Origin of the sequence: Kitasatospora cheerisanensis KCTC 2395 (assembly GCF_000696185.1) — a bacterium.
Classification (GTDB): domain Bacteria; phylum Actinomycetota; class Actinomycetes; order Streptomycetales; family Streptomycetaceae; genus Kitasatospora; species Kitasatospora cheerisanensis.
On sequence record NZ_KK853997.1, the window covers coordinates 5881289 to 5900835 of the forward strand.

General features: G+C 75.5%; 19 protein-coding genes and 1 pseudogene. 10 read left to right on the plus strand and 10 right to left on the minus strand.

All coding sequences use genetic code 11. The features are described 5' to 3' along the window. From KCH_RS26570 to KCH_RS26580, 3 genes are all read left to right on the plus strand, one after another. Positions 1–262, plus strand: a 262-nt coding sequence (locus KCH_RS26570) for a M48 family metalloprotease (RefSeq protein ID WP_157032441.1), incomplete at its 5' end; no start/stop codon positions are given. Between the two features lie 68 nt (positions 263–330). Further along, complete coding sequence (locus KCH_RS26575; protein ID WP_035867134.1) at positions 331–870, plus strand: HAD domain-containing protein; 540 nt, start codon at positions 331–333, stop codon at positions 868–870. Then, positions 867–1643, plus strand: coding sequence for an MOSC domain-containing protein (locus KCH_RS26580; RefSeq protein ID WP_035867136.1), 777 nt, complete (start codon positions 867–869; stop codon positions 1641–1643). The genes KCH_RS26575 and KCH_RS26580 overlap by 4 nt, the downstream gene beginning before the upstream one ends. A 36-nt stretch (positions 1644–1679) precedes the next feature. On the opposite strand, the gene cobC is transcribed toward KCH_RS26580, so the two are convergent. Together cobC and KCH_RS26590 are read right to left on the minus strand one after the other, a co-directional pair. Next, complete coding sequence (gene cobC, locus KCH_RS26585; protein ID WP_035867138.1) at positions 1680–2717, minus strand: Rv2231c family histidinol phosphate aminotransferase CobC; 1038 nt, start codon at positions 2715–2717, stop codon at positions 1680–1682. Further along, positions 2714–3094, minus strand: coding sequence for a cobalamin biosynthesis protein (locus tag KCH_RS26590; RefSeq protein WP_244305441.1), 381 nt, complete (start codon positions 3092–3094; stop codon positions 2714–2716). The genes cobC and KCH_RS26590 overlap by 4 nt, the downstream gene beginning before the upstream one ends. A 327-nt stretch (positions 3095–3421) precedes the next feature. On the opposite strand from KCH_RS26590, the gene KCH_RS26595 reads away from it, so the two are divergent. From KCH_RS26595 to KCH_RS26610, 4 genes and pseudogenes are all read left to right on the plus strand, one after another. After that, on the plus strand, positions 3422–4312 hold the full coding sequence (locus KCH_RS26595) for an alkaline phosphatase family protein (RefSeq protein ID WP_035867141.1): 891 nt from the start codon (positions 3422–3424) through the stop codon (positions 4310–4312). A gap of 6 nt (positions 4313–4318) precedes the next feature. Beyond that, a pseudogene (locus KCH_RS26600) lies at positions 4319–5612 on the plus strand (MFS transporter). 74 nt (positions 5613–5686) lie between these two features. After that, on the plus strand, positions 5687–6787 hold the full coding sequence (locus tag KCH_RS26605; protein WP_244305442.1) for a TolB-like translocation protein: 1101 nt from the start codon (positions 5687–5689) through the stop codon (positions 6785–6787). Positions 6788–6822: 35 nt separating this feature from the next. After that, entirely contained in the window at positions 6823–7410 is a 588-nt protein-coding gene (locus tag KCH_RS26610; RefSeq protein ID WP_035867143.1) for a hypothetical protein, read from the plus strand. A 7-nt stretch (positions 7411–7417) separates the two neighbouring features. Here KCH_RS26610 and KCH_RS26615 read toward each other — a convergent pair whose 3' ends face one another. Continuing rightward, positions 7418–7933 (minus strand): GbsR/MarR family transcriptional regulator, encoded by a 516-nt coding sequence (locus KCH_RS26615; protein ID WP_244305443.1) that lies wholly within the window; start codon positions 7931–7933, stop codon positions 7418–7420. A 104-nt stretch (positions 7934–8037) separates the two neighbouring features. On the opposite strand from KCH_RS26615, the gene KCH_RS26620 reads away from it, so the two are divergent. After that, the gene (locus KCH_RS26620; RefSeq protein WP_035867146.1) at positions 8038–8967 is read left to right on the plus strand and encodes an ABC transporter ATP-binding protein; all 930 of its coding nucleotides are present in this window, start codon (positions 8038–8040) and stop codon (positions 8965–8967) included. Beyond that, the gene (locus KCH_RS26625; protein ID WP_035867148.1) at positions 8964–10568 is read left to right on the plus strand and encodes an ABC transporter permease; all 1605 of its coding nucleotides are present in this window, start codon (positions 8964–8966) and stop codon (positions 10566–10568) included. Before KCH_RS26620 ends, KCH_RS26625 begins: the two co-directional genes overlap by 4 nt. A gap of 255 nt (positions 10569–10823) precedes the next feature. Here the strand turns inward: KCH_RS26625 and KCH_RS26630 are convergent, their stop codons facing one another. The 3 genes from KCH_RS26630 to KCH_RS44955 are packed head-to-tail and all read right to left on the minus strand — an operon-like array spanning position 10824 to position 11942. After that, a complete protein-coding gene (locus KCH_RS26630; protein WP_035867150.1) occupies positions 10824–11297 on the minus strand; it encodes an OsmC family protein in 474 nt (157 codons plus the stop codon). Positions 11298–11301: 4 nt separating this feature from the next. Further along, entirely contained in the window at positions 11302–11637 is a 336-nt protein-coding gene (locus KCH_RS44950) for an FCD domain-containing protein (protein WP_341865489.1), read from the minus strand. Next, positions 11634–11942 (minus strand): GntR family transcriptional regulator, encoded by a 309-nt coding sequence (locus KCH_RS44955; protein ID WP_244305444.1) that lies wholly within the window; start codon positions 11940–11942, stop codon positions 11634–11636. The genes KCH_RS44950 and KCH_RS44955 overlap by 4 nt, the downstream gene beginning before the upstream one ends. 479 nt (positions 11943–12421) lie before the next feature. Between KCH_RS44955 and KCH_RS26640 the strand changes: the two genes are divergently transcribed. Further along, positions 12422–13732 (plus strand): DUF4190 domain-containing protein, encoded by a 1311-nt coding sequence (locus KCH_RS26640; protein ID WP_084223934.1) that lies wholly within the window; start codon positions 12422–12424, stop codon positions 13730–13732. A 44-nt stretch (positions 13733–13776) separates the two neighbouring features. On the opposite strand, the gene KCH_RS26645 is transcribed toward KCH_RS26640, so the two are convergent. Genes KCH_RS26645 through KCH_RS26660 form a run of 4 tightly spaced genes read right to left on the minus strand, consistent with a single transcriptional unit; the run spans position 13777 to position 19356 of the window. Continuing rightward, a complete protein-coding gene (locus tag KCH_RS26645) occupies positions 13777–15162 on the minus strand; it encodes a cobyrinic acid a,c-diamide synthase CobB (RefSeq protein ID WP_035867153.1) in 1386 nt (461 codons plus the stop codon). Positions 15163–15166: 4 nt separating this feature from the next. Next, the gene (gene cobO / locus KCH_RS26650; RefSeq protein ID WP_035867155.1) at positions 15167–15763 is read right to left on the minus strand and encodes a cob(I)yrinic acid a,c-diamide adenosyltransferase; all 597 of its coding nucleotides are present in this window, start codon (positions 15761–15763) and stop codon (positions 15167–15169) included. Positions 15764–15769: 6 nt separating this feature from the next. Then, positions 15770–17764: a putative cobaltochelatase gene (locus tag KCH_RS26655; RefSeq protein ID WP_051654046.1), complete on the minus strand. Its 1995-nt coding sequence runs from the start codon at positions 17762–17764 to the stop codon at positions 15770–15772. A 44-nt stretch (positions 17765–17808) separates the two neighbouring features. Next, the gene (locus KCH_RS26660) at positions 17809–19356 is read right to left on the minus strand and encodes a cobyric acid synthase (protein WP_035867157.1); all 1548 of its coding nucleotides are present in this window, start codon (positions 19354–19356) and stop codon (positions 17809–17811) included. Between the last annotated feature and the right edge of the window lie 191 nt (positions 19357–19547).

Below are 19547 nucleotides of genomic sequence, written 5' to 3' on the forward strand. Positions count from 1 at the left end.
CGCCCTCGCGGCGCTGCTCGGTGCGGCGAGCGTCCCCGCGCAGTGCGCGGTGAGCCGCCGGATCGAGGCCCGCGCCGACCGGCACGCCCTCGAACTGACCGGTGACGCCGAGCAGTTCGTCGCCATGCAGCGCCGTCTCGCGGTCGCCAACGTCTCCGACCCGAACCCGCCCCGCGTCCTGGAACTGCTGCTCGCCACCCACCCCAGCGCGGGCCGCCGGATCGCCGCCGCCCGCCGCTGGCAGGCCGCGCACCCGTCCTGAGCGGAATCCGGTGGCCGGGCCGCCCGGGGGCGGGGGAGAATCCGGTACCTGCCCGGGGAGGAGCACGCATGACGGACCGTCCGCTGCTGATGCTGGACGTCGACGGCCCGCTCGCGCCGTACGTCGGCAGCCCGTACCGGCGGCCCGCGGGCTACCTGACGCACCGGGTCGAGTCGCGGACGTGGCGGGAGCGCCAGCGCCGGGCGGGCGTGCGCAACCCGAAGCCGCTGCGGGTCTGGCTGCACCCCGGGCACGGTCCCGCGCTGCTCGCCCTGCCGTACGAACTGGTGTGGGCCACCACTTGGCGCGAGGAGGCGAACGAGCACCTCGCGCCGCTGCTCGGCCTGCCCCGACTGCCGTACGTGGACTGGCCGTCGATGCACCACGGCGACCCGGACGGCCTGCACTGGAAGACCCGCCATCTGGTCGCCTGGGCCGCCGGGCGGCCGTTCGCCTGGGTGGACGACGAGATCGAGCCGCCGGACACCGCGTGGATCGCCGCCCACCACCCGGGCCCGGCGCTCACCCTGACGGTCGACCACCGGTACGGGCTGCGGCCCGAGGACTTCGCACAACTCACCGACTGGGCCGAGGAGATCACCCGTTGAGAGTCGCCGCGCTGTACCGCCACCCCGTGAAGTCGATGCTCGGAGAGGAGCTCGCCCGGGCCCGGATCGACGAGCACGGCGTCGACGGCGACCGCCGCCGCGCCCTGCTGGACCTGACCACCGGGCAGATCGCCAGCGCCAAACAGCCGCGCACCTGGCGGCAGTTGCTCACCCTGCGGGCGGAGACGAAGGACGGCGGGGTGCGGATCACCGGCCCGGACGGCGCCGAGCTCGACGAGGACGCGCTCGGCGCCCTGCTGGGCCGCCCCGTCCGGCTGATCACCGAGCGGCCGCCCGGCTCGACGCTGCTGCGTTCGGTGCCCGAGCAGGTGCTGGCCGACGGCATCGACGCCGAAGTGGAGTACACCGTCCAGGACTTCGGCAAGGCCGCCGCCCCGGGCAGCTTCTTCGACTTCGCCCCGCTGCACCTGGTCACCACCGCCAGCCTGGCCGGCGCGGCCGCCGTCCGCTACCGGCCCAACCTGGTGCTGGACGTCGACGCCGAGCCGTTCGCCGAGAACGCCTGGGTGGGACGGGAGTTGACCGTCGGGCGGGAGCTGCGGCTGCGCCTGATCGCCGCCAGCCCGCGCTGCGCCGTCCCCACCCTGGCCCACGGCCCGCTGCCCGCCGACCCGGAGGCGCTGCGCCGCCCGGCCCGGCTGAACCGGGTCGAGCCGCTGCCGGGCATGAGCCCGCTGCCCTGCCTCGGCGTGTACGCGCAGGTGCTGACCCCAGGCACGGTGGAGCTCGGCGACCGGGCGGAGCTGCACTGACCCGGCGTCAGGGCACCGCCCGGAACCGGCTCGGCGTCAGCCGATCGCGGCCGCCAGCGCGGTGAGGAAGCGGTCGGTGGTGTCCCGGTCGCGGACGGCCAGCCGCAGCCAGTCCGGGCCGAGGCCGGGGAAGGTGTCGCCGCGGCGGACGGCGAACCCGGCGGTGCGCAGCCGTTCGCGGACGGCGGCGGCGTCCGGCAGTTCGATCAGCACGAAGGAGGCGGCGGGCTCGCCGTGCACCCGCACCGCCGGGAGCTGCGCCAGGCCCTTCAGCAGGTGCTCGCGGTCGAGCGCGGTGCTGCGGGCGGCGGCGTCGGCCTCGGCGAGCGCGGCGGGCGCGGAGCAGAGTTCGGCGGCGGTCAGCGCGGGGGAGGAGACCGGCCAGAGCGGCTGCGCGGCGGCGAGTTCGGCGACCAGGCCGGCGGGGGCCAGCAGGTAGCCGATCCGCAGGCCGGCCAGGCCCCAGGTCTTGGTCAGGCTGCGCAGCACCACCACCCGGCCGGGCAGGTCGCGGGTCCCGGCGAGGGACTCGGTCTCGCCCGGGTCGGTGTCCATGAACGCCTCGTCGACCACCAGGGTCCGCCCGGGGCGGGCCAGTTCGGCCAGCGTCGCGGCCGGGTGCAGGATGGAGGTGGGGTTGGTGGGGTTGCCGACCACCACCAGGTCGGCGTCCTCGGGCACGGACCCGGACAGCAGGCGGAAGCCCTGCTCCGGCGCGAGGAGCACGCGGTGGACGGTGTGCCCGGCGTCCCGCAGCGCCGCCTCCGGCTCGGTGAACTGCGGGTGCACCACCACCGCGTGGCGCGGCCGCAGCACCCGGGCGAGCAGCACGAACGCCTCGGCGGCGCCGGCCGTCAGCAGCACCTCGCCGACCGGCCGGCCGTGCCGGGCGGCGACGGCGGCGCGGGCCGCGGTGCCGTCCGGGTAGGCGGCCAGGGTGTCCAGCGAGGCGGCGAGGCGGTCGCGCAGCCACGGCGGCGGGGTGCCGGTGCGGACGTTCACGGCGAGGTCGACCAGCCCGGCGGAGCGGACTTCGGCGTCGCCGTGATGGCGCAGATCGGGCTCGACGTTCACCTGGTGGCCTCCTCGGGCAGGGCGGCGAGGGCCGCGGTGGCCGTCGCCGAGGCGGTGCGCGGCGCCAGCAGGCGGCCGCCCGGTCCGGCCGAGGCCAGCGCGGCGGCCTCCGCGACGCTCGGGGTGCCGACCGCCGCCGCCACCCGGGCGGAGCCGGCGACCGGGACGGCGGCCAGCACGGCGGCCGGGTGGCCGACCGCGGGGACGCCCAACTCCCGTGCGGCGGCGCGCAGTCCGGGCTCGGTGAGCTTGCCGTCCAGGGTGGCGACCAGGGCGACGGCGGAGCGGTCCAGGCCGTGGGCGGCGAGCGCCGCGTCGGCGGTGCGGAGCAGTTCGGCGGCGTCGGCGCCGCGCCGCAGGCCGAGTCCGAGCACCACCCGGGCAGCGGATGACGGGTCGTCAGGCCGGCTCGCGGGGCCGGGTGCCTCGGCTGTCACGCCCGGCCTCCCGTTCCTCGTCCAGCGCGCCGGTCGTGCGCGCCGGGCCGCGCAAGATCCCACCATGTCGGTCCGAGCCGGGTCAATCGGGACAGGTGTGAGAAGCGCCGCTCCGGCGGCCGGAAAGCGCCGCCCGGACCGAGTTGCACAGCCAAGCTTTGCTTGTTCTTCACCTGTCAAAAGTCCCGGAGGCCACCCCTCCGCGCCTAGGGTTTCCGGCGCTCCAACAGCCCTGTCCCGCACGTTCCTTGCCCCGGAGGACCTGCCATGACCGCTGCACCGCTCACCCGTCGCACCAAGCGGCGCCTGACCGCGATCGGCAGCACCGTCGCGCTCGCCGCCACCTCGCTCGGCCTGTGGGCCGCCACCGGCTCCACCGCGCAGGCCGCCGCGCTGCCCGCGCCCGACCACGTCGTCGTCGTGGTGATGGAGAACCACGCCTACAGCCAGGTGATCGGCAGCTCCAGCGCCCCGTACCTGAACAACACGCTGAAGGCCGGCGGCGCGAACCTCACCCAGTCCTACGGCCTGACCCACCCGTCCGAGCCGAACTACTACATGCTGTTCTCGGGCTCCAACCAGGGCCGCACCGACGACAGTTGCGTCAAGGTCGGCTCGATGACCGCCCCCAACCTGGCGTCCGAGCTGATCGCCGCCGGGCAGAGCTGGGGCTCGTACAACGAGACCCTGCCCAGCCAGGGCTCCACGGTCTGCTCCAGCGGCAAGTACGCGCAGAAGCACAACCCGTGGTTCGGCTTCTCCAACGTGCCGACCAACACCGCCTACACCTTCGCCCAGTTCCCCACCGACTACACCACGCTGCCGAAGGTCTCCTTCGTGGTGCCGAACCTGTGCAGCGACATGCACGACTGCTCGGTCTCCACCGGCGACACCTGGATCAAGAACAACCTCGGCGCGTACGCCACCTGGGCGCAGACCCACAACAGCCTGCTGGTCGTCACCTTCGACGAGGACAACAGCCTGTCCGGCAACCGCATCCCGACCGTGGTCTACGGCCAGCACGTGATCCCCGGCTCCAGCACCGCCACCACCTACAACCACTACAACGTGCTCCGCACCCTGGAGGACCTGGCCGGCCTGAGCACCCACGCCGGCAACGCCGCCTCCGCCTCCGACATCACCGGCATCTGGAACTGACGCCGGATGTACCTCGCGGACGCCCGCTCCACCAAGAGTGACCGCGCCGCGGCCGCTGCCCCGGGCACCCGCCCGGGGCGGCGCGCCGCCGTCCCCGGCACCGTGCTCGCCCTCGGCGCGGTCAGCCTGGTCACCGACGTCTCCTCCGAGATGGTCAGCGCGGTCCTGCCCCTGTACGTGGTCGCCGCGCTGGGCCTGTCCCCGCTCGGCTTCGGCCTGCTCGACGGCATCAACAACGGCGTCGGCGCGCTGGTCCGCCTGCTCGGCGGCCACCTCGCCGACCGCGGCGGGCGGGGCCACAAGACCGTCGCCGGGATCGGCTACGGCCTGTCCGCGCTGTGCAAGCCGCTGCTGCTGCTCGTCCACACCGTCCCGCTGATCGGCGCCGTCCTCGCCGTCGACCGCACCGGCAAGGGGCTGCGGACCGCGCCGCGGGACGCGATGATCTCGCTCTCCACCGCCCCCGAGCACCGCGGCCGCGCGTTCGGCGTGCACCGCGCCATGGACACCACCGGCGCGCTGCTCGGCCCGCTGCTCGCCTTCGCCGTCCTGCGGATCGCCGACGACCGCGCCGAACGGGCCGGCTACGGCGCGGTGTTCACCGTCTCCGGCTGCGTCGCCGTGCTCGGCGTGCTGCTGCTGGTGCTGTTCGTCCCCGCCCGGATCACCGCCCCGCCCCCGCCCCCGCCGACGCCCCGTCGGCGCCGCGGCCCACCCTGCGGGACGCGCTCGCCCTGCTGCGCCGGCCCGCGCTGCGCCGGCTCACCCTGGCCGCCGTGCTGCTCGGCCTCACCACCGTCAGCGACTCCTTCCTGTACCTGCTGCTGCAACGCGAACTCGACCTGCCCGCCCACCTGTTCCCGCTGCTGCCGCTCGGCACCGCCGCCGTCTTCCTGACCCTGGCCGTCCCGCTCGGCGTGATCGCCGACAAGGTCGGCCGCCGCACCCTCTTCCTGGCCGGCCACGCCGTCCTGCTCTGCGCGTACGGCGTCGTCCTCTCCCCGCTGCACGGCGTGGGCGCCGCCGTCCTCGTGCTGCTGCTGCACGGCGGCTTCTACGCCGCGACGGACGGGGTGCTCGCCGCCGCCACCGCCGCGACCGTCCCCGACGGCCAACAGGGCGCCGGGCAGGCCCTGGTGGGCACCGGCCAGGCCCTCGCCCGGTTCGCCTGCTCGCTCGCCTTCGGCGCCGCCTGGTCCCTCTGGGGCCCCGCCCCGCCCTCACCGCCACCGCCCTCGCGCTGGCCCTCGCCGCCTGCGCGGCCACCCGCCTGCTCCGCGACCCGGCCGCCCCCGCCTGACCGTTCCGGAGGCACGCACCCGGTGCCGCGGCCTCTCCCCCCTCTCCCGTCAACCCGCCCGGAGGGCGCCTCCCATGACTGCTCCCGCTGTTGTCGACCCGGACTCCGCGACCCCCGAACCCCCGGACGGGGGCGCCCCGCTGGGGCGCAAGCTGCTGGTGCTGGCCGTGGCGGTGCTGCTGCTGGCCGGGATCGGGACGGCCGCCGTGCGGTACGCCGCGGGGCGGTCGGACCGGCGCGACCAGGAGCAGGCCGGCGGGCCGCCGGTGCACGAGGGGGCGGTGACGCTGAACCCGACGGGCCGTCAACTGCTGCTGCGCAACCTCGCCTGGGGCCCGCACCGGGACGAGGTCGCCGCCGTGCCCGCCGACCGTCCCGACGGTCCGCGCACCGCCTCCGGCGTCAAGTGCCTGCGCTTCCACGCCGCCGCCGGCACCGGCATCTGCCTGCAGGCGGAGCGCGGCGCGCTGGACGACAGCTACCACGCGTCCGTGCTGGACTCCTCGCTGCACGAGGTCAAGCGCTTCCCCGCCCCCGGCATCCCGACCCGCGCCCGGGTCTCGCCCTCCGGCCACCTGGTCGGCTGGACGGTGTTCGTCAGCGGCGACTCCTACGCGGGCACCGACTTCTCCACCCGCACCGCGATCGTCGACACCCGCAACTGGCAGTTCTACGACAACCTGGAGACCTTCGAGGTGCTGCGGGACGGCCACCCGGTGAAGGCCTCCGACATCAACGTCTGGGGCGTCACCTTCGCCGACGACAACCGCTTCTACGCGACGGTCGCCACCGGCGGCCAGACCTACCTGGTGCAGGGCGACCTCGCGGCGCGGACCCTGACCACCCTGCACCAGAACGTCGAATGCCCGTCGCTCTCGCCGGACGGCACCCGGGTCGCCTACAAGAAGCGGGTGGCCGGCACCGACCCGGCCGCGCCCTGGCGGCTGTACGTGCTCGACCTGGCCACCATGACGGAGACCGCGACGGCCGAGCAGCGCAACATCGACGACCAGGCCCTGTGGTCCGACGCCCACACGCTGCTGTACTCGCTGCCCGGCGACTACGGCTCCGACCTGTGGACCGTCCCCGCCGACGGCTCCGGCGCCCCGCCGTGCTGGTCCGCTCCGCCGTTGCCCCGCCTATCTCGGCTGACAACCCGTCCGCCGCCCCGGTAGCGTCCGCCGTCGGTCGACCGACACGAAGGACGCGAGTGAACGAGAAGAAGGCCGCCGCCGCGCGGCCCTGGCGCGGGGCGCTGTACGCGCTGACCGTCCTGCTGGGCTGCGGAGTTCCGGTCGGACTGCTGGCCGCCCGGTTCGGCGGCTCGGAAGGCGTCGACCTGCTGCACGTGGTCACGCCGACGGCGATGGTGCTGGTGGTCGCGCTCCGCTTCCGCACCAAGGCCGGCGGGGTGGCGGCCTTCGCGGCCGGCGCGCTGGCCTTCGGGCTGAGCTTCACCGGCATCGACGCCGTCCGGGCCGGGGCGCTGGCCGATCGGGGGGAGCCGGTGGCCGCCACCGTCACCGCGGTGCACCCGCGCAGCGGCAGCACGCTGCCGTCCTGCGAGTTGAGCCGCCCCGACGGCACCGCGATCCGCTACCGGCTGTCCCCGTGCAGCGGCCCGCGGGCGGGCAGCCGGGTGCTCGTCACCGCCGACCCGGAGGAGCGGCAGGCCCCGGTCGTGGGCGTCCCCGACGCGGACACCCCGCTGCGGGAGGCGGTGGGCCTGCTCACCGCCCTGACGGCGCTGCTGCTCTCGCTGCCGCTCTGGGCCGCCCGCCGGCCGCAGGCGGGCTGACGGGGCGTCAGGCCCGGGTGTCGCGCCAGCGCTGCATCATCTGCCGGAGCTCGACCCGCAGGAAGGCGAAGAACTCCTGGGACTCGGCCAGCCGCTGCCCGGCCGGGGAGTCCTCGCCGAGGGCCTCGATGCCCTCGGCGAGGCCGGACTCGAAGCGGGACAGCGTGCGGTCGCGGTTGGCGGTGGCCTCGTACCAGACGTGGTCGTGGATCCGGTAGCGGTCGCGGCGGGTGCCTGGCTCGCGCTCGCGGCTGACCAGGTCGACGTGGGTCAGGTAGCGGACCGCGCCGGAGACCGCGGCGGGGGAGATCCGCAGCAGCTCGCCCAGCTCGGCGGAGGTCAGCCGGCCGGAGTCGGCGGTCAGCAGCGCGGTGAACACCCGGGCCGGCATCCGCGGGAAGCCGCCGTCCTCCAGCACCGTGGCGAACCGTTCGACGAACTCCGACACCTTCGCCGGATCCCGCTGCGTCTCCACGCCGTCCACCTCGCTCACCCGCACCACCCCGAACGTTCCGACGCCCACCCGGCGGGGCGTCCGCCCACCTTCACACATCCGTCGAAGCAACGCGAAGATCCAGGACTTTCGGCAGCTTCACGAAGTTGTGAAACAAGAGTAGCGTCGAGCCCATGACGACCGCCATCTCGGTGTCCGGCCTGGTGAAGACCTTCGGCCGCACCCGCGCCCTGGACGGACTGGACCTCACGGTCGAGCAGGGCGAGGTACACGGGTTCCTCGGCCCCAACGGGTCCGGCAAGTCCACCACCATCCGCGTCCTGCTCGGCCTGCTGCGCGCCGACTCCGGCACCGCCACCCTGCTCGGCGGCGACCCGTGGCGCGACGCGGTGCCGCTGCACCGCCGACTCGCCTACGTGCCCGGCGACGTGACGCTGTGGCGCAACCTCTCCGGCGGGGAGGCGATCGACCTGCTCGGACGACTGCGCGGCGGACTCGACCCCGCCCGCCGGGCCGCGCTGCTGGAACGCTTCGAACTCGACCCCACCAAGAAGGGCCGCTCCTACTCCAAGGGCAACCGCCAGAAGGTCGCCCTGGTCGCGGCGTTCGCCGGCGACGCGGACCTGCTGATCCTGGACGAGCCGACCTCCGGCCTGGACCCGCTGATGGAGGAAGTGTTCCGCGAGTGCGTCGCCGAGGCCCGCGACCGGGGCGCCACCGTGCTGCTCTCCAGCCACATCCTGTCCGAGGTCGAGGCGCTCTGCGACCGGGTCTCGATCATCCGCGCCGGCCGCACCGTCGAGACCGGAACCCTCGCCGAACTGCGCCACCTCACCCGCACCTCCGTCGACGCCGAACTCGCCGGACCCCCGCCGCGCCCCGCCTACGCCCACGACCTGACCGTGGACGGCAACCGGCTGCGCTGCCACGTCGACACCGAGAACCTCGGCACCCTGCTCGCCGAACTCACCGCCGTCGGCGTCCGCAGCCTCACCAGCCGCCCCCCGACGCTGGAGGAGCTCTTCCTCCGCCACTACGAGAGCGACACCGAAGCCGGCCCCGCCACCGGCACCGACGCCGCGTCAGAGGCGGCCGCGCGATGAGCGGTTACGCACTCACCGGCACCGGCACGCTGTACCGCCTCGCGCTGCGCCGCGACCGCATCGCCCTGCCGGTGTGGGTGTACATCGGCACCGGCATGGTCGCCTCCACCGCCTTCTCCTTCCGCAAGCTGTACGGCGACGAGGCCTCCCGGCGGACCTTCGCGGCCGGCATCGACGGCAACGGCTCGCTGCGCGCGCTGTACGGCCCGATCTTCGACGGCTCCACCATCGGCGGGCTGACCGCGTGGCGGATGGGCGTGTTCGGGGCGGTGCTGGCCGCGCTGATGTCCACGCTGCTGGTGGTGCGGCACACCCGCGCCGAGGAGGAGGACGGCCGGCTCGAACTGGTCGGCGCCGGCGCGGTGGGCCGCCGCGCCCCGCTGACCGCCGCGCTGGCCACCGCCCTCACCGCCGACGCCGCGCTGGCCGCCCTGGTGACGGCCGTTCTGCTGGCGGCCGGTCAGTCCCTGGCCGGGGCACTGGCGTTCGGCCTCGCGCTGGGCGCCACCGGGCTGTTCTTCGCCGCGCTCGCCGCCGTCACCGCGCAGGTCGCGGAGACCGGCCGGGCCGCCAACGGCCTGGCCGGGGCCGCGATCGGCCTCGCCTTCGTGCTGCGCGCCGTCGGCGACTCCGGCAGCGGCACCGGCTGGGTGAGCTGGCTGTCGCCGATCGGCTGGAGCGAGCAGGTCCGCCCGTTCGCCGGCGAGCGCTGGTGGGTGCTGGCGCTGCCGCTGGCCGGGGCCGCGCTGCTCACCCTGCTCGCCCGCACCCTGGTCGAGCACCGCGACCTGGGCGCCGGCATGCTCGCCCAGCGCCCCGGCCCCGCCACCGCCGCACCGCGGCTGGCGAGCGCCGCCGCGCTCGCCGCCCGGCTGCAGCGCGGCGCCCTGATCGGCTGGGCGCTGGCCTTCGCGGTCGGCGGCGCGGTCTTCGGCGGCGTCGCCAAGGGCGTGGTCGACCTGGTCGGCGACAACCGGCAGATGGCCGACCTGATGGCCCGGCTCGGCGGACAGCAGGGCGTGCTGAACTCCTACCTGTCCACCATCGCCGGGGTGTTCGGGATGATCGCCGCCGTGTACGCGGTGCAGTCCGTGCTGCGGCTGCGCGCCGAGGAGGCCGGCGGCCGGGCCGAACCCGTGCTGGCCGGCGCCGTCTCCCGGCTCCGCTGGGCGGGCGGCCACCTGCTGTTCCCGCTGCTCGGCAGCGCCGTCCTGCTGGCCGTGGTCGGCGCCACCGCCGGCCTCACGCAGGGCGCGGCGCTCGGCAGCGGCACCGGCCAGGCGGTCGGCCGGATGCTCGGCGCGACCCTGGTGCAACTCCCCGCCGTGTGGCTGACCGCCGCCGTGGCGCTCGCCGTCTACGGCCTGCTGCCGCGCTGGACGGCGGCCGGCTGGGCCGGCTTCGGCGTGTTCGTGCTGATCGCCTGGCTCGGCCCGATCCTGCAACTGCCGCAGTGGGTGCTCGACCTGTCGCCGTTCACGCACCTGCCGCACCTGCCCGGCGGGACGCTCACCGCCGCACCGCTGCTGGGCATCACCGCGCTGGCCGCGGTCGCCGCCCTGGCGGGCCTCGCCGGGCTGCGCCGCCGCGACCTGGGCTGACCGCGCGCGGCCCGACACCCCGTCACCGACCGGACGGCCGGCGGACGGACCGGAGGTGATCGGGCCGCGCACCGGCCTCACCCGGCCTTCGGGCAGGACGCGTCCCACGCCGGGCGGTGGCCGGTGGCCGAACGCCGCACGCAGGTCGAGCGCCCCCGAGTACGGCGCGGCCAGAACGCGCAGGCCGGCCCCGGAAAGCACCCTGGAGCCGGCTGCGGCAGCGAGACCGACGACGCGTCAGGACCGCCGGGTCGGTCAGGGGGTCCGCACCGTCACGACCGGCTCGTGGCGCACCGGGAAGTTCACCGAGGACGCGATGAAGCAGTCCTGACCCGCCGGGCCGTGCAGCGCGACCGCCTGCTCCAGCATCGACTCCTCGGCGATCACCACCCGGGGCCGGAGCACCACCTCGGTGAACCGGCCGCCGCCGCCCGAGGTCTCCATGGTCGCGGCGGCCTCGTCCGTGTAGGACAGCACCACCACGCCGCCGCGCGCGCAGTGCGACAGGTACGACAGCATGTGGCACTGGGCGAGCGCGGCGAGCAGGAACTGCTCAGGGTTCCACCGCGAACGGTCGCCGCGGAAGGTCGGGTCGGCGCTGCCGAGCAGCGTCGGCACGCCCTCCGAGGAGATGTCGTGGTCGCGCGAGTACGAGCGGTAGGTGTCGGTTCCGGTGCCGAGGTTGCCGGTCCAGTCGACACGGACCGCGTAGTGGTGGGACAGGGCCATCGGATCACTCCTTCTCGGGCGGCCGGGCGGCGGCGCTGGTGTCCAGGACGTGCTGCCGGGCGGCCGCCCCGGCAGCGGCCGGATCCCCGGCGGTGACGGCGGCCAGCAGCTCGCGGTGCTGGTCGTCCACCAGGGCGGTGCGGTCGGGCGCGTGCAGGGAGCGCCGGGTGGAGACCTGGATCTGGTCCCACAGCCGCTCCAGCGCGTGCAGGGCGACCGGATTGCCGGCCAGCTCCGCGACCCGCCGGTGGAACTGCCGGTTCAGCCGCACCGCCTCCGTCAACTCGCGCTCCACGGTGGCCCGGTGGGTGCGGTCGGCGAGCGCCGCCAGGTCGGTCAGCTCGGCCGGGCCAGCCGCCCCGCCCGCTGCCGCTCGGCGGCCAGCTCGGCGGTCAGCGCCTCCAGCGCGGCCCGGACCCGGTAGACGTGCGCCAGCTCCTCCGCGGACAGCTCCACCACCCGGACGCCGCGCCCGGCGGCGGCCAGCAGGCCGTCCGCCGTCAGCGCCCGGAACGCCTCCCGGACCGGGGTGCGGCTCACCCCGAGGGTGGCCGCGACCTCCACCTCGCCCAGTCGCGCCCCCGGTGGGTAGCGGCCGTCGAGGATCAGGGCCCGCAGGTTGTGGCGGGTGCTCTCGGTCTGCACGGAGGCAGCGTAGTTCTCTGCATGCATTGCATGCAATGGCTTTCCGGTGCGCCGGGCGGGCACGGGGGAGGGGAACTCGTTGGGAGGCCGACAGAGCGGTCCGCTATATTCGCGCAACCGTCGAACAGTTCCAGCTCAGGGGGGAAACCCATGTCGTTCGACCAGGAGCGTCCGGGGGAGGCCGGCCCCGACGCCGCCCAGGCCGACGCCCGGACCACCCCGACCACGCCGCCCGCGGACGCCGTCCCGGCAGCCCCGATCTCCTTCACCAAGCAGCCGGCCGAGCCCGCCCAGGCCGATCCCGCCCCGGCCGACGCGCCGTCACCTGCCGTCCAGGACGACGCCGCGCCCGCCCCGGTGGATGCGCCGCCGACCGACGCACCGTCACCTGCCGCCCCGACGGCGGACGTTCCGCCCGCCGCGGCGCCGCAGCCGCCCGCGGCCCGCCCGCGCCCGCGAACCCGTGGGCGCTGCCCACCGTGCCGCCGCCGGCCCCCGCCCCGTTCCCCGGCGCGATGCCGGCCGGGGCCGTGCCGCCGTCCGGTGCGAACCCGTGGGCGGCGCCCGCACCCGGTGCGCCCGTGCCGCCGGGCGCGCACACCCAGCCGGTGCCGGGCGCGCCCGGCGGCAACCCGTGGGCGCCGACGGGCGTCCAGCAGCCGTGGGGGACGGGCGGGTACCCGCCGCCCGGTGCGCCCGGCGCGCCGATGTACTACCCGGCGCCGCCGCGCTCGCTCTACACCAACAACCTGGCCATCGCCTCGCTGATCGTCGGCATCGTCTGCTGCTTCTTCGGCTTCATCGGCATCGGCCTGGGCATCGGCGCGCTGCGGCAGATCAAGCGGACCGGCGAGCGCGGCAAGGGCATGGCCGTCACCGGCATCATCGCCGGCACCCTCGGCACCCTGATGTTCATCGGCTCGCTGGTCAACGGCGACTTCAACTCCGACCGCTTCGACGAGGACTCCAGCAGCTGGTCCTCCTCGCACGGCTCCGGCGGCACGACCTCCGACCTGCCGCTGAACTCGCCGTTCCGGCTGTTCTCCGGCCAGTGCTTCGAGCGCGGCGGCCCGGGCGTCGCCAAGCCCGTCGCGTGCACCGCCCAGCACTTCGGCGAGACCTACTGGGTGCAGGACGTCCGCGAGAAGAGCGGCGCCTACCCGGGCGAGGACGTGATGACGGCGGAGGCCGAGGAGGTCTGCGCGGAGCACCTGGACAGCTACGTGGCCGACACCTGGGCCATTCCGGAACCGGTGATCACCTTCTACTACTACCCCGACAAGGCGGGCTGGAAGTTCCCGGCCACCCGCCGGATCGTCTGCTTCCTCGGCAACGAGGACAAGTCCACCCGCACCGGCTCGCTGCAGCAGCGGTCCAGCAGCCTGACCAGCGACCAGCGCCAACTGCTCGACGCCACCAACCAGTTCGACCGGGCCTGGGGCGAGGGGCCGGACGAGGACGTCGAGGTCGAAGACGACCCGCAGGCGTTCCGTCAGTGGGCCACGAAGATGAGCGCCGCCGCGACCAAGCAGGCCGGCCTGCTGGCGGCCGCCGACTGGCACACCGCCGACAAGGCGACCGTCGACCGGCTGGTGGTCAAGTCCCGGGCCGCCGCCGCCCACTTCCTGGCGGCCTCCCGGTCCACCGACCTCGCCACGCTCAAGCGCGAACTGAACGCCGCCGACGACAACCTGGGCAACCAGGAGATCATCTCGCTGCGCCGCTCGCTGGGTCTGGCGACCCAGGAGGAGGAGCCGGCCAAGCACAACGGCGGCAGCAACCCGGTCTGACGCCCCGTCGGCCGCGCGAGCCCGGGCCCGCGCGGCCGACGCCGTCAACTCCCGTCGCGCCCGGCCGCCCACGCGGCCGCGTGCCGGACCAGGCGGGCCGGCAGGGCCGGCGCGCCCGTCCAGTGCAGGTGCAGGTACGAGGCGTGCACCGAGCCGTGCAGGTGGCCCTCGGTGTGCGGGCCGGCCGGGGTGCGCCAGCCCCAGGCGGGGGACGGGCCGGCCGCCGGGTCGGTGACGGTGCGGTGGAACTCGTGCCCGCGCACCCGCGAGCCGGCCGCCGCGAGCGGCGAGTCGGCGAGCGCCACCGCCTCCCGGTAGCCGAGCGTCAGCCGGGAGGTCATCCGGGCCGTCGCGTCCAGCACCCCGCACATCGGCAGGCCGTCCAACTCCCGCCCCAGGTACAGCAGTCCGGCGCACTCGCCGACCACCGGCGCGCCGCTCGCGGCCAGCCCGGCGACCGCCGTCCGGAGCGCCGCGTTCGCGCTCAGCTCCGAGACGTACACCTCCGGGAAGCCGCCGCCGATCACCAGCCCGGCCGTCCGCTCCGGCAGCCGCTCGTCGTGCAGCGGGTCGAACGGCACCACCTCGGCGCCGGCGGCGGTCAGCAGTTCGGCGTTCTCCGCGTACGAGAACGAGAACGCCGCGCCGCCCGCCAGCGCGATCCGCGGCCGCGGGCCGGCCACCGGCTCGACCTCCGCCGCCGCGTCCCAGGGCTCCACCGGCAGCGGCGGGGCGGTGCGGGCCAGCGCCAGCACCGCGTCCAGGTCGACCGAGGCGGCGACCAGTTCACCCATCTCGCGGACGGCCCGCAGCGCCTCCGCGGAACGCTCCACGGCCGGCACCAGGCCCAGGTGCCGGGACGGCGTGTCCACCGCCTGCGCCCGCCGCACCGCGCCGAGCACCGGCACCCCGGAACCCTCCTCCAGGGCCTCCCGCAGCAGCGTCTCGTGCCGGTCCGAGGCCACCTTGTTGAGGATCACCCCGGCGAGGCGCACCTGCGGATCCCAGGACGCGAAGCCGTGCACCAGCGCCGCCACCGACCGGGACTGCGAGGAGGCGTCCACCACCAGCACCACCGGCGCCCGCAGCAGCTTCGCCACCTGCGCGGTGGACGCCAGCTCGCCCCGCCCGGCCGCCCCGTCGTACAGGCCCATCACGCCCTCGACGACCGCCACGTCCGCCCCGGCCGCGCCGTGCGCGAACAGCGGGGCGACCCGCTCCGGGCCGCTCATCCAGGCGTCCAGGTTGCGGCCCGGACGCCCGGCGGCCAGCGCGTGGTAGCCGGGGTCGATGTAGTCCGGGCCGACCTTGTGCGGGGACACCGCCAGCCCGCGCGCCGCCAGCGCCGCGATCAGGCCGGTCGCCACCGTGGTCTTGCCCGCGCCGGAGGACGGGGCGGCCACCACCAGCCGGGGGATGCTGCTGCTCACGCGCCTACCACTCAATACCGCGCTGGCCCTTGCGGCCCGCGTCCATCGGATGCTTCAGCTTCGTCATCTCGGTGACCAGGTCCGCCAGTTCGAGCAGCTGCTCGGGCGCGTTGCGGCCGGTCACCACCACGTGCTGGCTGCCCGGCCGGCCGCGCAGCACCTCGACCACCTCCGCCACGTCGATCCACCCCCAGTGCAGCGGGTAGGTGAACTCGTCCAGCACGTAGAACCGGTACGTCTCGGCCGCCAAGTCCCGCTTGACCTGCTCCCAGCCCTCGCGGGCCGCCTCCTCGGAGGACTCGATGTCGCGCTGCACCCAGGACCAGCCGGAGCCCATCTTGTGCCACGCCACCGTGCCGCCCTGCCCGGACTCGCCGAGCACCCGCAGCGCGTTCTCCTCGCCGACCTTCCACTTCGCCGACTTGACGAACTGGAACACCCCGATCGGCCAGCCCTGGTTCCACGCCCGCAGCGCCATCCCGAACGCCGCCGTCGACTTCCCCTTGCCCGGACCGGTGTGCACCGCCGTGATCGGCAGCGTCCGCCGCTGACGGGTGGTCAGACCGTCGTCCGGAACGTTCTCCGCAACTCCCTTGGGCATGTTCGCTCACGCCGCCTTTCGCATCATCGTCGTCCGCGTCTCGCGCACCAGGGAGGCCACTCCCTCGGCCCGCAACTCGTCCAGGCTCACCGCGTCCCCGTGCAGGTGCGCGGCCAACTCCCTCGCCAGGCCCAGCCGGACGGGGCCGGACTCGCAGTCCAGCACCACCGAGGCCACCCCCTGGCCGGCCAGCAGGCCCGCCGCCCGGTGCGAACGCGCCACCGCGTCCCGCGACCCGGTCGCCCGGCCGTCCGTCACCACCACCAGCAGCGCCCGCCGGTCCGGGTCGCGCAGCCGCTCCACCCGCAGCACCTCGTGCGCGCGCAGCAGGCCCGCCTCCAGCGGCGTCCGCCCGCCGGTCGGCAACTGCTCCAGCCGGGCCGCGCCCACCTCCACCGAGGAGGTCGGTGGCAGCGCCAGTTCCGCGCCGCTGCCCCGGAAGGTCACCATGCCGATCTTGTCGCGGCGCTGGTACGCGTCCATCAGCAGCGACAGCACCGCGCCCTTGACCGCCGTCATCCGCTGCCGCGCCGCCATCGACCCCGACGCGTCCACCACGAACAGCACCAGGTTCGACTCCCGCCCCCGGCGCACCTGTTCGCGCAGATCGTCCCGTCGCAGCACCAGCGCCCGGCCGTCCCGCCCGCGCGCCGCCTGGTGCGGCGCCGCCGCCCGCAGCGTGGCGCTCAGGTGCAGCCGGGCCAGCTTCCCCTGCGGACGGCGCGCCCGGATCGTGTGCCCGGCGTCCGTCTCGGCCGGCGACCGCCGCCCCTGCGCGCCCCGGCCGGTGCCGTCCACCTTGAACAGCCGTGTCCGGTACGGCTGGTCGGCCGCCACCGGGGACGACTCCCGCGAGCCGCCCGGCCGCTGCTGCGGCGGAGCGGGCGGGGCGTCCTGCGGACCGTCGGCACCCTCGTCGCCGACCGGCGCATCGGGGCCGGACGGCTCGGGCGCACCGCCGCCGTTGTCCGGTCCGCCGCCGTCCGGTCCACCGTCCGGTCCGCCCTCCGGGCCGTCGTCCTCCGGCGGCCGGTGCTCGCCCAGCGTCCGGTCCAGCTGCTCCTCGTCCAGGCCCGGCGCGTCGAACGGGTTGCGCCGCCGCCGGTGCGGCAGCGCCAACTGCGCGGCCTTCCGGACGTCCTCCTCCAGCACCTCGGTCCGCCCGGCCCACGCGGCCAGCGCCACCGCCGCCCGCGCCATCACGATGTCCGCCCGCAGCCCGTCCACCTCGAACGCCGCGCAGACCGCCGTGATCTGACGCAGTGCCAGATCAGACAGCTGCACCGACGGCAGCAACTCCCGCGCCGCACCGATGCGTTCCGCGAGCGCCTGCTCCTCCGCGGCCCAGGCCGCCGCGAACGAGGCCGGATCGGCGTCGTACGCCAGCCGGCGGCGCACCACCTCGGCGCGCTCGTCCGCGTCCCGGGTGGCGGCGATCTCGACCGTCAGGCCGAACCGGTCCAGCAACTGCGGCCGCAGCTCGCCCTCCTCCGGGTTCATCGTCCCCACCAGCAGGAACCGCGCCGCGTGCCGCACCGAGACGCCCTCGCGCTCCACGTACGAACGCCCCATCGCCGCCGCGTCCAGCAGCAGGTCCACCAGGTGGTCCTGCAGCAGGTTCACCTCGTCGATGTACAGCACCCCGCGGTGTGCCTTCGCCAACAGCCCGGGCTCGTACGCCTTCACGCCCTCCGCGAGCGCCCGCTCCAGGTCCAGCGAGCCGACCACCCGGTCCTCGGAGACGCCCACCGGCAACTCCACCAGGTACGCGGGCCGTTCGTCCGCCGCCGCCCCCCGGTGCGGTCCGTCCGGGCACTGCGGGTCCGGCGCCGCCGGGTCGCAGGCGAACCGGCAGCCGGCCACGGTCGCGATCGACGGCAGCAGCCCCGCCAGCGCCCGCACCATCGTCGACTTCGCGGTGCCCTTCTCGCCCCGCACCAGCACCCCGCCCACGGCGGGCGACACCGCGTTCAGCAGCAGCCCCAGCCGCAGGTCGTCCATCCCCACGACCGCCGTGAACGGGTAACGCGCATCGGTCAGTTCACTCACTTCGACCCCTCCATCTCCACCGGGGCCGGAGCCCCGGGCGGCACGAACGGCAGTCCCGCCGGCGCCCCGTTCTCGATCAGCTTCCACAGCGCGTCCGTGTCCGCGTGCTCCGCGACCAGATCGCCCAGCGCGTCCAGCCGCCGCTCCCGCGCCGCCGCGAACGAGGTGTCCGGGGCCGGCACGAACGCCCGCCCGGCCGCCCGCGCCACCTCGGCCAGGAACGCCCGGCGGAACGCGTCGTTCTCCAGCACCCCGTGCCAGGTCGTGCCCCACACCGCGCCCACCCGGCAGCCGTCCAGCGCCCCGCCGCCGGCGTCCGCGACGAACGGCTCGCCGCCGTCCACCGCCACCACGCCGTGGTGGATCTCGTACCCCGCCACCGGCTCACCCAGCGCGACGCCGGTCGGACGGGCCAGCACCTTCTCCGCGCCGAACACCACCCGGGTCGGCAGCAGCCCCAGACCGGCCACCGCCCCGGCCCGCGACTCCACCTCGTCCACGATCTCCCGGCCCAGCATCTGGTAGCCGCCGCACACCCCCAGCACCGGCCGGCCCGCCGCGACGCGCTCCGCGAGGGGCTCCGCGAGACCCTGGGCGCGCAGCCACGCCAGATCCGCGACCGTCGCCCGGGTGCCCGGCAGCACCACCAGGTCCGCGTCCGCCAGCTCCTCCGGACGGGTCGCCCACCGCACCAGCACCCCCGGCTCCTGCGCCAGCGCGTCCACGTCCGTGAAGTTCGACAGCCGCGGGAACCGCACCACCGCGACCCGCAGCACCTCCGCCCCCACCGGCCCGCCCGCCGCCGGCCGCGCCGCCACCGCGGCCAGGTCCAGCGAGTCCTCCGCGTCCAGCCACAACCCCTGAAGCATCGGGAACGTCCCCAGCACCGGACGGCCCGTCAACTCCCGCAGCATCTCCAGCCCCGGCGCGAGCAGCCGGGCATCACCGCGGAACTTGTTCACGATCCAGCCCGCGATCAGCGACTGGTCGTCCGCCGAGAGCAGCGCGAGCGTCCCGAACATCGACGCGAACACCCCGCCGCGGTCGATGTCCCCGACCACCACCACCGGCAGCCGGGCCGCCGACGCCAACCCCATGTTCGCGATGTCCCGGTCCCGCAGGTTGATCTCCGCCGGAGAGCCCGCGCCCTCGCACACCACCACGTCGAACCGCGACCGCAGGTCCGCCAGGCACTCCAACGACCGCTCCAGCAGCACCGGCTTCCGGTCCCGGTAGTCCAGCGCCCCCACCTCCGCGACGGCCCGGCCCATCAGCACCACCTGGCTCCGGCCGTCCGCCCCCGGCTTCAGCAGCACCGGGTTCATCGCCGCCTCCGGCTCCACCCCCGCCGCCTGCGCCTGCATCGCCTGCGCCCGCCCGATCTCCGCCCCGTCGGCCGTCACGAACGAATTCAGCGACATGTTCTGCGCCTTGAACGGCGCCACCCGCACCCCCTGCCGCCACAGCCACCGACAGATCCCGGCCGTCACCACGCTCTTCCCGGCATCCGAAGTCGTCCCGGCCACCAACAACGCCCCGCTCACGAACGACCTCCTTCGGAGGAGAGAGAAGAATCAACGAAAACCCACCGGGAAATCCCCACCCGGCCGGAAACCGCACCGAACCCGCCCGAGGCCCGCGAGGGCCCTGCCGCCCGGCCACCTGACGCGCGCCAGGGGCGCGAGGAACGGCGCGAAGCGGAAGGCCGAGTGCCGAAGCCCCGCTTCGGCGCAGC

What these genes read in the sequence shown, in the direction of transcription:
- KCH_RS26575 (WP_035867134.1), top strand. Translation starts at nt 331, where the DNA reads ATGACGGACCGTCCGCTGCTGATGCTGGACGTCGACGGCCCGCTCGCG.
- KCH_RS26620 (WP_035867146.1), top strand. Translation starts at nt 8,038, where the DNA reads ATGACGACCGCCATCTCGGTGTCCGGCCTGGTGAAGACCTTCGGCCGC.
- KCH_RS26605 (WP_244305442.1), top strand. Translation starts at nt 5,687, where the DNA reads ATGACTGCTCCCGCTGTTGTCGACCCGGACTCCGCGACCCCCGAACCC.
- cobO (WP_035867155.1), bottom strand. Translation starts at nt 15,763, where the DNA reads ATGCCCAAGGGAGTTGCGGAGAACGTTCCGGACGACGGTCTGACCACC.
- KCH_RS26655 (WP_051654046.1), bottom strand. Translation starts at nt 17,764, where the DNA reads ATGGACGACCTGCGGCTGGGGCTGCTGCTGAACGCGGTGTCGCCCGCC.
- KCH_RS26630 (WP_035867150.1), bottom strand. Translation starts at nt 11,297, where the DNA reads ATGGCCCTGTCCCACCACTACGCGGTCCGTGTCGACTGGACCGGCAAC.
- KCH_RS26595 (WP_035867141.1), top strand. Translation starts at nt 3,422, where the DNA reads ATGACCGCTGCACCGCTCACCCGTCGCACCAAGCGGCGCCTGACCGCG.
- KCH_RS26625 (WP_035867148.1), top strand. Translation starts at nt 8,964, where the DNA reads ATGAGCGGTTACGCACTCACCGGCACCGGCACGCTGTACCGCCTCGCG.